12 protein-coding genes are annotated in these 12933 nt (G+C 40.4%); 6 read left to right on the top strand and 6 right to left on the bottom strand.

Features of this window, described 5'->3' with window-relative positions; all coding sequences use genetic code 11:
- Window positions 1–12: 12 nt before the first annotated feature.
- Window positions 13–870, top strand: a complete 858-nt coding sequence (gene dat, locus ACNQGS_RS14155; RefSeq protein WP_491487875.1) for a D-amino-acid transaminase — start codon at window positions 13–15, stop codon at window positions 868–870.
- Between the two features lie 114 nt (window positions 871–984).
- Here the strand turns inward: dat and menC are convergent, their stop codons facing one another.
- From menC to ACNQGS_RS14130, 5 genes are all read right to left on the bottom strand, one after another.
- Window positions 985–2097, bottom strand: coding sequence for an o-succinylbenzoate synthase (gene menC, locus ACNQGS_RS14150; RefSeq protein ID WP_491487874.1), 1113 nt, complete (start codon window positions 2095–2097; stop codon window positions 985–987).
- A gap of 3 nt (window positions 2098–2100) precedes the next feature.
- Window positions 2101–3246, bottom strand: coding sequence for a M20 peptidase aminoacylase family protein (locus tag ACNQGS_RS14145; RefSeq protein ID WP_491487873.1), 1146 nt, complete (start codon window positions 3244–3246; stop codon window positions 2101–2103).
- 17 nt (window positions 3247–3263) lie between these two features.
- The gene (locus ACNQGS_RS14140) at window positions 3264–4061 is read right to left on the bottom strand and encodes a MurR/RpiR family transcriptional regulator (RefSeq protein WP_491487872.1); all 798 of its coding nucleotides are present in this window, start codon (window positions 4059–4061) and stop codon (window positions 3264–3266) included.
- Window positions 4062–4080: 19 nt separating this feature from the next.
- Window positions 4081–5502 carry a YfcC family protein gene (locus ACNQGS_RS14135; protein ID WP_491487956.1) on the bottom strand — a complete coding sequence of 474 codons (1422 nt, stop codon included), beginning with the start codon at window positions 5500–5502 and terminating at the stop codon, window positions 4081–4083.
- A gap of 1064 nt (window positions 5503–6566) precedes the next feature.
- A complete protein-coding gene (locus ACNQGS_RS14130) occupies window positions 6567–7094 on the bottom strand; it encodes an NUDIX hydrolase (RefSeq protein WP_491487871.1) in 528 nt (175 codons plus the stop codon).
- Window positions 7095–7554: 460 nt separating this feature from the next.
- Between ACNQGS_RS14130 and ACNQGS_RS14125 the strand changes: the two genes are divergently transcribed.
- From ACNQGS_RS14125 to ACNQGS_RS14110, 4 genes are all read left to right on the top strand, one after another.
- Entirely contained in the window at window positions 7555–8322 is a 768-nt protein-coding gene (locus tag ACNQGS_RS14125; protein ID WP_491487870.1) for an IclR family transcriptional regulator, read from the top strand.
- Window positions 8323–8422: 100 nt separating this feature from the next.
- Window positions 8423–9433: a 2-keto-3-deoxygluconate transporter gene (kdgT, locus tag ACNQGS_RS14120; RefSeq protein ID WP_491487869.1), complete on the top strand. Its 1011-nt coding sequence runs from the start codon at window positions 8423–8425 to the stop codon at window positions 9431–9433.
- A gap of 51 nt (window positions 9434–9484) precedes the next feature.
- Window positions 9485–10405, top strand: a complete 921-nt coding sequence (locus tag ACNQGS_RS14115; protein ID WP_491487868.1) for a dihydrodipicolinate synthase family protein — start codon at window positions 9485–9487, stop codon at window positions 10403–10405.
- A 383-nt stretch (window positions 10406–10788) separates the two neighbouring features.
- Complete coding sequence (locus tag ACNQGS_RS14110) at window positions 10789–11028, top strand: hypothetical protein (protein ID WP_491487867.1); 240 nt, start codon at window positions 10789–10791, stop codon at window positions 11026–11028.
- 68 nt (window positions 11029–11096) lie between these two features.
- Here ACNQGS_RS14110 and ACNQGS_RS14105 read toward each other — a convergent pair whose 3' ends face one another.
- Window positions 11097–12035 carry a LysR family transcriptional regulator gene (locus ACNQGS_RS14105; RefSeq protein ID WP_491487866.1) on the bottom strand — a complete coding sequence of 313 codons (939 nt, stop codon included), beginning with the start codon at window positions 12033–12035 and terminating at the stop codon, window positions 11097–11099.
- A 116-nt stretch (window positions 12036–12151) separates the two neighbouring features.
- Between ACNQGS_RS14105 and ACNQGS_RS14100 the strand changes: the two genes are divergently transcribed.
- A complete protein-coding gene (locus tag ACNQGS_RS14100) occupies window positions 12152–12928 on the top strand; it encodes a class I SAM-dependent methyltransferase (protein ID WP_491487865.1) in 777 nt (258 codons plus the stop codon).
- The last annotated feature ends 5 nt before the right edge of the window (window positions 12929–12933 follow it).

Genomic DNA, 12933 nt, shown 5'->3' with positions numbered 1-12933 from the left:
GAGAGGGTAGAAATGATTTCGGCATATTTTAATGGGAAATTTGTTGATTCCAATGATCCGGTTATACCAATTGATGAAAGAGGCCATCAATTTGGTGATGGAGTATACGAGTATATCAGAATTTATAATGGAAAACCTTTTATGCTTGAGGAACATGTAGATAGATTATATCAAAGTGCATATGCTATAAAATTACAGATTGATCCTAATCGTGATGCCCTTAAAAATACTATGTTGAAACTTATTCAAAAAAGCGGCTTAACCAATCTAGATCTTTATGTACAAGTGACAAGGGGGATAGCACCAAGAAACCATCTATTTCCAGACTGCTCCGTATCTGTATCAATGACTGTTAAACCTTTTCGAACAATTCAAATGGGAGAAAAAGGAGCCGGCGTCATGCTGTGCCTGGATGAACGTTGGCAAAACTGTTACATAAAATCACTAAACTTATTGCCGAATATTTTGGCTAAACAATCTGCTTATGAGAAAGGATTTCTAGAAGCAGTTTTAGTACGAGATGGTAAAGTGACGGAAGGAACGAGTTCTAATGTATATATAGTAAAAAATTCATCCATCATTACAACACCACTTTCAAAACATATTTTATCTGGAATTACAAGAATGGCAGTAAAGGACATCGCAATAGAGACTGGAATTCCATTTATCGAAAAACAGTTCACCCCAGATGAAATGATCCAAGCAGATGAAATATTCATTACAAGCACATCATTAGAAATTATGCCGATTGTTCGAGTTGAAGATAAGGAAATTAATGGAGGGAAAACAGGGACTATTACAAGGACCTTGCAGGAACGATTTAAGGAGAGAATATTTAATTCTTCCCAGTCTAACTTTACTTCCTTGTAGAAGCGAGGGGGCGGTTCTCATGTTTGATTCCTACCCGATAGATTCGGGTGCCTGTCACCACCCGCAAATTGTCGAAATCTCCTCGACATTATCGGGTGGTGACAGGCACTGTTATCAAAAGCTAATCAAATTAACCAGTCTTTTCTTTAATTTATTCCGATCTACTTCATATCCGATTCCAGCGCCTGTTGGAACTTCGATGATTCCATTGTCCATGGTTACTTCTGGACAGATGATATCTTCATCCCAATAATGGTCAGAAGGTGCTGTATCACCAGGAATCGTGAAACCTGGCAATGAGGTAATATGGATATTATGGGCTCTTCCAATGCCGGTTTCTAGCATGCCTCCACACCATACCGGAATATTGTGGCTTTGGCATAAATCGTGAATCCTTTTTGCTTCGTGATGGCCGCCGACACGTCCAATTTTAATGTTTACAATGCGGCCGCTGCCCAACTCAATCGCTTTTTTAGCTGTTTCAAAACTGTAAATACTTTCGTCCAGGCATATAGGTGTTTGAAGCTGTCTTTGAAGTTTAGCGTGATCAATAATATCATCATGTGCTAATGGCTGTTCGATCATAATCAGATTGTAATCATCTAATTTTTTCAAATGTTCGATATCCTTAAGGGTGTACGCAGAGTTTGCATCTGCCATTAATGGGACATCAGGCAGCTTTTCACGTACAGCACGGATGTACTCAAGATCAGCACCCGGCGCAATTTTCACTTTTATTTTTTTAAATCCTTCATTAACATACTGCTCAACTTTATCGACTAAATGGGCAGGAGTTGGCTGGATTCCGATACTTTTGCCTACCTCTATTTCTTTCTTCAAGCCGCCCAGAACTTGGTGTAACGGTTTTTCGTTTTTCTTCGCAAAAACATCCCATATCGCGGTTTCAATCGCAGCTTTCGCTATATTGTTTCGTTTCACAAAATGAAACATATCAAACACTTCATCTGGATGGGCGATCTTTTTTTTTAGAATGGCAGGAATCAAGAATTTCTCCAACATATGTATGGCTGTCACAGTCGTTTCTTCATTATATTCCGGCACATCAAACGTTACGGTTTCTCCCCAGCCGGAGAGGCCGGATTGGTCAACCACTTCGACAATCCCGACCGTCTTCGATTGAATGGTTCCAAAGCTGGTTGTAAAAGGCGCCTTTAACGATACTTCAATAATATGCAGGTTTACTTTATCAATGCGTAGGGATTCCATTTCCTAATCCTCCATAGCGTGTATATTTAAGATTTCGTTAAAGATACTGACTCCATTCAATAAGGATTCAATCTCAAAATGCATATAAGGATGATGCAGACCTGGTGCTAAGTCACAACCTAATCCAATCATGGTTGCTTTTAAGTGCGGTTTATTTACTTTATAATAATGGAAGTCGTCCCCACCAGGAGTATTCACAGGAGGCGTTAATTTTTCACTGCCTAACACATTTTCAATCGCTTTGGCAGCAAACTCTTGTGCCCCTTCACTTGACTCTGCCGCGACAATTCCGTAATCGTTTGTAATCTCAATATTCGTTTGATAGATTACCTGTGCATTTTTAATAATCTCAAGCACAGCAGTATGCATAGTATCCATCAGTTCGTTTGTTTGTGCTCTCATATCGATGGCTAAAGATGCTTTTCCTGGGATAATATTTGTATTTTTGCCGCCAGCCAAAAATCTTGTTACTTTCGCAGAATGCGGAATATTGGGATCAAAATACAAGGAATGAAGTGCATTCATGATATAGGCGCCAATTTCAACGGCATTTTGGGTTAAATGTGGTCTGGCTCCATGGGCATCATCGCCGTTTATTTCAAATTCGATCGACCGCGTTGCACCGTGAACAATTGCTGGTGCTGCATATCCGGTTCTCATTTCTTGGATTGGACGGAGATGAATGCCATATAAATAATCGACGTCGTCTACGATGCCTTTTTCAACTAGTTTCAGCGCACCGGCCCCAACTTCTTCTGCCGGTTGAAAAATGAAACGGATGCCGATTTGCTTTTTCAGCTGTTCATTATGCTGGATACTCCATAAAACGCCTAAAACCATCGTCATATGGGCATCATGTCCGCATGAATGATTGGCCTGCATCTTTCCGTTTACTTCTTGATACAAGGCGTCCATATCGGCACGAATCGCAATAATCGGGCGATCGCCGCTAAAATTCCCGATATCACCAATCACACCAGTGCAATCATCGAAGCTGACGACCTGGTGGCAGCCTGCATCCTTTAAAATTTGTTCAATATATTTCGTGGTTTCTATTTCTTCCCAGCTTAGCTCGGGATTTTTATGAAGATAATCAAAAGTTTCCAGGATTTTTTCTTTTAATGTTTTTGGTAAAGTTGGTGTAGCCACCTTAGCCATCCCTTTCTTTACTTAATGTAATATTTTTTAATCGGATTCACTAATTCTACTTTTTCCATTCTTTTTGCGAGATGAAGAAGAATCGAATTTAACAGGGAAAAGGTAACGGGACCCTTTTCCAATATGGAGTTTTGCGCGATTTGGATGGACAGCACATAATCTCCCAAATGACTAATGGGTGATAGCACCGAATCGGTAATGATGATCACCGTATTCCCGTTTTCCTTTGCTTCTTCCGCAATTCTGATTGATTCAAGGGCATAACGGTAATAGGAGAAAATCACGACACAGTGCTCTTTTCCTTCTTTCATAATTCCGGTATCCGTTTCCGGGCGGTATAGCGATGTGTTTGATAATAAACTATTAAGAATAAACGAAAACCAGTGTGCGTATGAAAAAGAATGATAGTATCCTACAACTTTTATCTCTTTTGCTTTGATTAGCGTTTCAACAACTTGTTCCACTGTATTCCAGTCGATATTGGAAGATGCCTGCTGAATGTTTTGCGCATCTACATTCATAATGCTTTCAAATGAATTCTCATTTTTTTGAAAAAGCTCATCGGAATCCAATTTTAACGAAAGCAGTGAATGCTGGACATCCAGCTGTAATTCACGATAGCCGTGATAGCCAATCGCTTTGCAAAATCGGACCACCATTGTCTCACTAACATCCAGCGTTTCTGCATTTTTTTTCGCAGAATAGGTGGCAAACATAATCGGATTTGCCAGCAGTGCTTCTGCGATTTTTTTTAAGCCTTTTGTTAAATGAGGATAACTTTCTTTTGTGCGGTCGTAATAATTCATAATACACCCTCTATTTTAATTAGAATGGTCCCCAGTTGATTAAAACTCCGATGACAATCGTGATGAGTCCAATTATAAACCAGATGGCCACTAAAGGCAGTATGAATCGTACCCATTTTGTATAAGGAATACCGCTGGCAGCTAAAACCCCCATTAAAACTCCAGATGTTGGGTTAAAGCAGTTTACCACACCTTCACCAAGCATGATGGCTTGGATCATAACCTGACGTGTAATATGCATTAAGTCGGCCAGCGGCGTAAGAATTGGTACTAAGACAACGGCTTCTCCGCTTCCGGATGAGATAAAGAAATGTAAGAAAGCACTTAAGATATACATGCCAACTGCGCCAAATACCGGGTTTAAGCCATGCAACAAATTGGCAAGCGAATTAACGATCGTATCGAGCATATTCCCGTCTTGTAAGACAATCGAAATCGATCTTGCCATCCCCACAATGAGTGCACCATATATCAGCTTCTGACAGCCGCCGATAAAGGTTTTGGCAATATCGTTAATCTTCATGCCGCCAATGATTCCTGCGGCAACAGCAATGAAAATAAAGATAGCAGCCATTTCCACATCGGTCCAACCTAATTTAAAAGCTCCATACACATAACCAATTAGTGATAATGCTGTAACCGCTAAAATCAGTTTATGCTTCCAATGGAAGGTAAGTTTTTCCGGTTTTGCTGCTTGAATATTTTGGTCCGGAAACCACTCATCACCTAACAGACTTTTCTTAGTTTTCTGTAATCTTTTGGTGTAAAAGTAGAGGTAGCCAATGGTTGCTAACGTGAAAGCCAAGTAGTTTACAAGCCTGAGGCCCATACCAGAGAACATTGGAAGTTCTGCCATCTTTTGTGCAACCCCTAAAGGCGTAGGCGATAAAATGGTAGAGTTAAATCCTGAATAAGCACCTAAATAAATAATGGCAGCTCCAACCATTGCATCCCATTTAAGAGCTCTTGCAACAATTAGGCCCAGCGGAATAAAGCCGATAACAGAGTTCACAACAATCCCGGTCGTTCCTAAGAAAGAAAATAATAGGCCAACTACGGCAATAAATAATAATTGCTTGGTTTTAAACTTATCAACAACTGAATGGATGAGACTATTGACGGCACCTGTTTTTTCAAGAATAGCAAGCGTACCGCCTGTAAAGAGAACTAAAAAGATAATAGAAGCCGAGGCGGCCATTCCTGCTGGTATTGCTGAAAAGAATTTAATAATGCTGACCGGAGTTTGCTCAATACCGTGATAACTGCCCGGTATGACAGAAGTGATGCCCCCATTTTCCACTCTCTTAAATGCTCCTGCCGGGATGACATAAGAGGCAATAGCCGCAATCAGTGCAATTACAAACATCAGCACATAGGCGTCCGGCTGTTTAAACGTCTTTTTCTTTTTTTCTTCTAAAGCTGCTTCTGGACGTGGATTCATACTCAACCCGTGTTCCCCCTTTTTCTTTTAATGTAATAAAGGATTTAAAAAATTCTTAAATTAGTAACAATTATAATAAAGGATTTCCGTTATTTCAATAAATTTTGAATTAAATGATTTATTTTATAAAAAATTAGGGTGAAGGGACCATCCAGGGGGATTTCCGGTTTTTGATTTCGTGTTAAATAGTGCCCATCAAAAATTTTGCGTAAAGATTATACCCATAAAATGGCTAAATGCCCGACTAGCTCTTATCCGCTAGTCGGGCCAAATGATTGTTGGGTGACCATGGGGAGTTCTAGTGGCTTTTTATGGGGGAGCACCAAAAAAAGATCATGGAAGCCGTCCCTGTGGAATCTTTATATAAGATTCGACATTCTTCTGCTGCGATAATAAATATAAATCCAGTTGACGGTAAGGTTCATGTTGATACTAATCAATCATTTGGTTAAATGACAAAATTTTTTGCGGAAAAGCGATGAGAAAATGATTATATCCATCGTTTTTTTGTTTTAATCAAACGTTTATTTAGTAAAATCGGTAGTGAGATTTGGCGGAAATTAGGTGATTTCCGAGTTTGTGTTTCCACTGCCAGAAATGAGCTGTCTTATTTTGGCATCATTCATCAAAATTTTTACGAATAGGGAGCAGGATGTTGATTTATCAACGTTTTGGGGCAGTTTAATTAAACGTTTGTCTGACCGACAGGCATTTTTGTAAAAGTGGCAGTTTAATTCCTCTAGTGGCTAGGCTTTGAATCGGTTTAATTGAACAATTGATTAGGTTGGGCAGGGGCAACAATTTGTTGAAATTGATTGAACGATAATAGATGTGAACATTATTTTTGTGAGTCGTAGGGACGGTTGAGACCACTAAAAAGTACGGTTTTATTTAGAAAAGCGGATACTAGGGCGTTGATGACCTGATAGTCAGATTAGATATTACCTGTTAAAAAAGCTTAAGGATTAATAGATCCTCAAGCTTTTTTTTAATATAATCAGTGTTCAATGAAAGAGTATTTTGTACAGACGCTTCTGAGCTTAACAATAAGGTATTGTTCCCGTTTAATCCACAATTAGCTTATATCGCAATATAGCCGCCAGCCCTGCGCCGTGCTTGAATTCACCAGATTTAATTAGGTTATTTAAATCTTTCATCGAGATTTTATGTACTTCAATTTGTTCGCTGCTTTCCAGGTTTTGCTCCGTTGCTGTTAACCCTGCTGCTGCAAATAAATGAATCTCCTCGCTTGTAGAACCAGGAGAAGGGTAGAAGCTTCCTAGATCCAGCCAGTGCTCACCCTTGTAGCCTGTTTCTTCCTCTAGTTCCCTTTTTGCCGTTTCCAGAGGAGTAGGGTCGGTATCATCAATCATTCCCGCTGGCAGCTCCCATTGCCAGCTTTCCATGGCGTGGCGATATTGTTTTATACAGACAATTTCATTATTATCGGTAATCGGAAGGATGCACACACCTTTTGCAAAATCTATATAGGAAAACGCCTTTTCATCCCCATTTGGGAGAATGACCTGATCCTTTGTGATTTGAAAACGATCTACTTTTTCATTTGTAGAACTCTTAATCTTCCAAGACATATTATCCACCTCAAGTTTTAATCATTACCCCCATTTTACACGGATTCCACTAGAAAAAACATTTTTTCAAGATTAGGTAGTCAGATGACTAAACAGTTGGGCAGAAGTATTACATTTTTGAAGGAGAGAGAAGGGGGTGATTAATTTGAGTGCTGATAGCCTAAATTTCCCCGATTACCACTGAGGATTTATTTACTCCTATGTTATTAAAAAAGCCTTCCTTAATGGGGTTGTTGACAATCTAATAGGAGTTCCCAGCTGCGTAATTAAAGATCTCGCTGTCATATTTGTTATTTATGCAACGTGACAGGGGAAAACTAGAACACCGCCTTAAATTGTTTTCAGAAAATTTTTTAGAGTTAAAAACTTTATATACACAGATGAAAATAAGTGTGCTACAATAGGTTTAGTTAGAAAAACTTGGTTTAGTATAGTAAACCAAAATGAGAGGGTTTTCAAAATGGATAAAAAATATTGGGTTCCAGCCATAGAAAGAGCAGATAGCATTCTGAACATCATTGCAAACCAGCCCAATGAATACCGGTTGATTGATCTTTCAAATACATTGAATATCAACAAAAGCTCCCTTTATTCCATGTTAAATACCTTGGAATCATTAGGGTGGATTAAAAAGGAAAGGGATGATACATATTCTCTTGGAATGAGGATGGGAGTCTTAAGTGCCTTGTATTTTAGCCGGTTTGATCTTATTGCCACATTTTCAACGGAAGCGGTTTCGAGCGTGAAACAATTAAATGAAACTTTGCAGCTCTCCATTTTAGATGGTACCGAAATTTTGTATGTGGCTAAGAAAGAGGGCTCATCCCCTGTAAGACTTGCCACCGATCCGGGAATGAAATTTCCTGCACATGCGACTGCAATGGGGAAGGCCCACTTATCCAAATATAGTTTCGAGCAGCTGCAAGAGCTATATGAGGGGAAAAACCTAGACCCTAAAACACCTTATACCGTCACAACGTTGAGGGAGATGTGGGAGCAAATTATGTTGTTGAATGACAACGGTTACGTCCTGGAATGCCAAGAAGCGGTAGAGGGATTTGCCTGTGTGGCCGCGCCCATTAGAAATCATGAAAATGAAATCATCGCAGCAGTAAGTGTAACCATGCTCACCAGCAATTTTGAAAAAAAGCAAGAGGAAGCAAAGCGAGAAATTATCGATTTGGCAAGGCGAATTTCACTGAGAGCTGGATTTGTATCCCCTGCTTAAACACATTTTCCACCAGAGAAAATTTGGTGGGAGGTGTATGGTTTTATGAAAGGGTTTTCACTAACCTGTTGATAAAAAATATACGAGGGAGGCAATAAAAATGAAGATCATGAAAACCGTTGAAAAAATTCCTGGTGGCTTGATGGTTGTACCACTCTTTATGGGTGCTTTAGTTAATACATTTTTCCCTGACCTGGCGAAGTACTTGGGGTCATTTACTCTAGGCCTTACAACTGGAACGACCGTTATTTTAGCAGTATGGTTTGTTTGTTTAGGAGCTTCTATACAATTAAAGTCAACGGGTGTTGTGTTAAGAAAATCAGGAACGCTATTAGTCACAAAAGTCGGAACGGCCTGGGTTGTTGCTTATGCTTCTTCCCAATTTCTCGGTAATGGAATGATAGAATCAGGTTTCTTTGCAGGGCTTTCCACTCTTGCCTTAGTGGCTGCGATGGATATGACGAATACAGGATTATATGCTTCCCTTATGGACCAATATGGGACAAAAGAAGAAGCGGGCGCGTTTGTATTAATGAATATTGAATCTGGCCCTTTGATGACCTTGATTATTTTAGGAACAGCAGGAATTGCTTCATTTGAGCCTCACCTATTAATGGGGATTGTCTTGCCATTTGTTATTGGATATATCCTTGGGAATTTAGACAGTGACATTCGAGAATTCTTGAGCAGAGCAATTCCTGTATTGATTCCGTTTTTCGCTTTTTCATTAGGAAATGGCATTAAATTAACGGTTCTTGCTGAAACAGGACTGCTTGGCGTATTTTTTGCTTTAGCTGTTATTGTCATTACAGGGATTCCATTAATTATTACAGATATTTTCATTGGTAAAGGAAATGGCACGGCCGGGATTGCTGCTTCCAGTACCGCAGGGGCTGCTGTCGCCACACCGATGTTGGTGGCGGAAATCGTTCCGGAATTTAAAGCAGCAGCACCAGCAGCAACCGCTTTGGTGGCCACGGCCCTCATTGTTACGGCAATTGTCGTACCAATCATTACCGGACTGTATGCAAAAAATGTGAGGAAAATAAAATTTTTAAACAAGAGAATGGCAGCTTACGACCAAAGTGCCGTACTTAAAAAAGCAAATTAACGGTGCTGACCGCCAGTCTTATAAAATAAATAGTAAAAGGATGAGATGAAGATGTTTAAAGGTATTTTTACACCAATTATTACAATATTAGATGAAAGCGGAAAATTTGATTTTCCAAAAATGGAAGCACATATTGATCATTTAATTGATGGTGGAATCAATGGCATTCTGTTCTTTGGCAGCATTGGTGAGTTTTTTGCTTTCACCTTAGAGGAAAAAAGGAGACTCGTAGATTTTGCAGTAGAAAAAGTGAATAAGAGAGTTCCGGTGCTTGTGGGTATCGGCGGAACCAACATGGACGAAGTGATTGAATTAGGGGAGTACTGTAAGAATGCAGGCGCGGATGGCCTTGTGATCATTTCACCTTATTATTTTGGGCCAACGGAAGAAACAGCCGAAAGATTTTTTGGAAAAATTGCTGAATCAGTCGATTTGCCTATTATGTTATACAACTTCCCGGCGCGGACAGGAAATGACTTAAGTCCGGAATTGGTATATAAATTAGCGATGAAATATAAAAATATTGTCTCCATCAAAGATACCGTTGACAATATCAGCCATACCAGAAAAATCATCCAAAAAGTCAAATCGGCAAGACCAGATTTCACAGTGCTATCAGGATTTGATGAATATTATATCGTGAACCGTATTTCTGGCGGCGACGGGGTCCTAAGTGGATTAACCAATGTGGAACCTGAATTATTTGCCACTTTGCATAAATCCTATGAAAATAAAGACTTTGTCACTGTCGAAAAATGCGGCAGCCAAATAGCTGCCTTAATGCAGCTATACGATACTACCGACCTATTCATCGCAGCCATAAAAGGAGCAGTAAAAGCAAAAGGACTCGACATCACCCCATACACCAAAGAACCAGCCATACAACTAACACAAGAACAATATCAAAACATAAAAAACATCATTGAAGAGGCAAAAGTGAAGCATGGGGACGGTTCTTATGCATCAGTTTAAAATGAATGAGAAATTAGTGCTTAGTTCTTTCGGTAAATCGGAATAGAATACTAGAAAACCACCCGGGGCCCTAGGGGGAAAAGGGTGGTAATCGTACTACTTTGATGGTAGTGGTTTTAGTGAGAAGTGTTGAGCGGGCACTTCTCTTTTTTATTATTTATGGTCAAAATGTCTTTAATCTGTCTTCTTTAATGTGTGTTTTTTCAGTGGTCTCGAACCGTCCTTGTGGAATCTATCCAGCTATAAGCCCTACCTCAAATTCAATTTTTTTCAGCTTCCTTAAGCTACCCAAGGGAATTGACAAAGAATTCTTAGAGCCAGTAAATGATATGAGAAATGAATACGACCAAACTTTCAGAAGCCTTGTTGATAGGTAGGGAACTATGGACGAAGTAAAATATTTAATAGAGCACCAGGTAATTTTTCTGAATATCCACCAAATAAGACTGTATTCGCCAAAAGAACAGCAAGGTTTGAAAAATGAAGGTCTTCTAAGATGTGCAGTTAATCGTCCAAAACAGAGTGCATTTGGGGAAGATGCCTATCCAAGCATTGAAGAAAAGGCAGCAGCCTTGCTTAAAAGTTTAGCTTGGATTGGAGAACATATGGAGCCAGATTTTTAAAGGTGTACCATTCGGTGCACTTTTTTGCTTTTAAAATGACAACTTCTATAAGTTTACTTCTCCCATTTTTATGGTACCGGATTTTGCGATTCATACACGTCCATGAATGCCCTTGCCGCCAGACTTAAGTATCGCTCTTTCAAATAAGCAAATACCACTGTTCGAGTCGGGTGTGATTGGAGCGGAATATACAACGGATTAACATTTGCATGTTGCCGCATGACCATCTTTGGAACAATGGTCACTCCCAAGCCGGATGCGACTAGAGATTGAGCTGTCTCGATATTGCTTGTTTCGAAATCAATTTGCGGTTGAAATCCGCTGTCAGCACAGAGATCTAACACAATCCGCCGAAAGCCGAATCCCTGTTTTAATAAGATAAACGGTGAGCAGGACAACTCTGCCAAAGGAACTGTTCCCTCCGTGACTTGGTCATTTTCATCCGCGGAACGAACGAAATGACGGATTTGGTCCGACATCCAGTCTTTTTCTTCGCGTGGAACGGCAAGCAGCAATGGTTCTGTCAGCATCAGACGAGTAGCCAACCGGTTACTTTCTATCGGTAATGGTAAAACCGACAGGTCAACAACACCTTGAATTGTTAAATTCTCCAACTCCTCGGTTGATTCCTCAATGAGACGCACCTTCATTTGCGGGTATCGCTTCAAAAAGCTTTTTATTAGCAATGGCAGCACGTGACCGCCTGTGACGGCAGGCGCACCTATTGTAAATTCTGATCCGATGCCCTCGTTATTTTCGTGCATTTCGCGCAAAAGGTCGTCGTGCTGCCTTAAGATCTGTTGCGCTTTCTCAATGAAACGGATGCCTTCAGGTGTTGGAATGACTCGTCCTTGTCCGCGTGAAAACAACCGGACACCGATTTCCTTTTCAAGCTTTTGGATTTGCTGGCTCAGCGACGGCTGGGCGATATGTAAACTGTCGGCTGCTTTTGTAAAACTATTTTTTCGATAGATCTCCACTGCATATTGTAATAAGCGTATCTCCATCCATACCAACTCCATAGTTTAAATCTATGACTTTCATAGATTATATATCTTAGACGAATACGTGTCTAATCGATAATATACATATAAGAACAATAATTTCCAAGGGGGAATAAACAATGGCAGATGCGAAAAATACGGTCCAGCAACAATTTGCAAAAAATCCCGAGAAATACCGGGACGAGAAGCTGTTTGCTGCAGGCCAGGAACTGGACGTAATCGTTAAAGCAGTAACGTTAACAGGCAAGGAAAACGTACTCGATATAGGCACAGCTGCCGGGCATACTGCGCTTGCCTTTGCACCGTTCGTTAAGAAGTGCATGGGAGTCGACATCACGGAAGAAATGGTGAAGGTGGCGACTGATTATGCGAAGGAACGCGGTTGTGAAAATGTAGCGTTCCAGCAGGCAGACGCCGAAACTCTCCCTTTTCCTAATGAAATGTTTGATATCGTTACGTGCCGTTATGCAGCCCATCACTTTCCAAATGTACGAAAGGCAGTGAAAGAAATTTCTCGTGTTCTGAAGAAGGGTGGACATTTCTTACTTGTTGATCATTACGCCCCGGAGGACAAGGTCCTTGATCATTTCATCAACAGTGTAAATAAGCTCCGCGATCCGTCACAAGTGCGCGAAAGCTCCCTTTCTGAATGGCGGGAAATGTTTGCTGAAAACTCATTACATTACTCGGAGCGATTAAAGTGGAACTTGCCCCTTGAATATGCCAGCTGGATTGAAAGGGCAGGCACGCGAGCAGAAGCACAAAAAGAAATCATATCTATGCTCGAGAACGCCACGCCATTATGCCGGGATACATTTCATATTTCCTTCAATGAGGAGGGGGTTCCGCAGGATTTTTGCTTGAAAGCGGTGTTATTGCATGGGGTTAAAGGGTGAAGCAT

This window comes from Neobacillus sp. PVCKKU3 (assembly GCF_058323225.1).
Note: the sequence above shows the minus strand (reverse complement) of the source record. Positions and strands in the feature narration are given on the sequence as shown.

Coding starts and splice junctions, on each gene's coding strand:
- ACNQGS_RS14140 (WP_491487872.1), bottom strand. CDS start 4,061: ATGAATTATTACGACCGCACAAAAGAAAGTTATCCTCATTTAACAAAA.
- ACNQGS_RS14110 (WP_491487867.1), top strand. CDS start 10,789: ATGGACGAAGTAAAATATTTAATAGAGCACCAGGTAATTTTTCTGAAT.
- dat (WP_491487875.1), top strand. CDS start 13: ATGATTTCGGCATATTTTAATGGGAAATTTGTTGATTCCAATGATCCG.
- menC (WP_491487874.1), bottom strand. CDS start 2,097: ATGGAATCCCTACGCATTGATAAAGTAAACCTGCATATTATTGAAGTA.
- ACNQGS_RS14100 (WP_491487865.1), top strand. CDS start 12,152: ATGGCAGATGCGAAAAATACGGTCCAGCAACAATTTGCAAAAAATCCC.
- ACNQGS_RS14125 (WP_491487870.1), top strand. CDS start 7,555: ATGGATAAAAAATATTGGGTTCCAGCCATAGAAAGAGCAGATAGCATT.
- ACNQGS_RS14115 (WP_491487868.1), top strand. CDS start 9,485: ATGTTTAAAGGTATTTTTACACCAATTATTACAATATTAGATGAAAGC.
- kdgT (WP_491487869.1), top strand. CDS start 8,423: ATGAAGATCATGAAAACCGTTGAAAAAATTCCTGGTGGCTTGATGGTT.
- ACNQGS_RS14105 (WP_491487866.1), bottom strand. CDS start 12,035: ATGGAGATACGCTTATTACAATATGCAGTGGAGATCTATCGAAAAAAT.
- ACNQGS_RS14130 (WP_491487871.1), bottom strand. CDS start 7,094: ATGTCTTGGAAGATTAAGAGTTCTACAAATGAAAAAGTAGATCGTTTT.
- ACNQGS_RS14135 (WP_491487956.1), bottom strand. CDS start 5,502: ATGAATCCACGTCCAGAAGCAGCTTTAGAAGAAAAAAAGAAAAAGACG.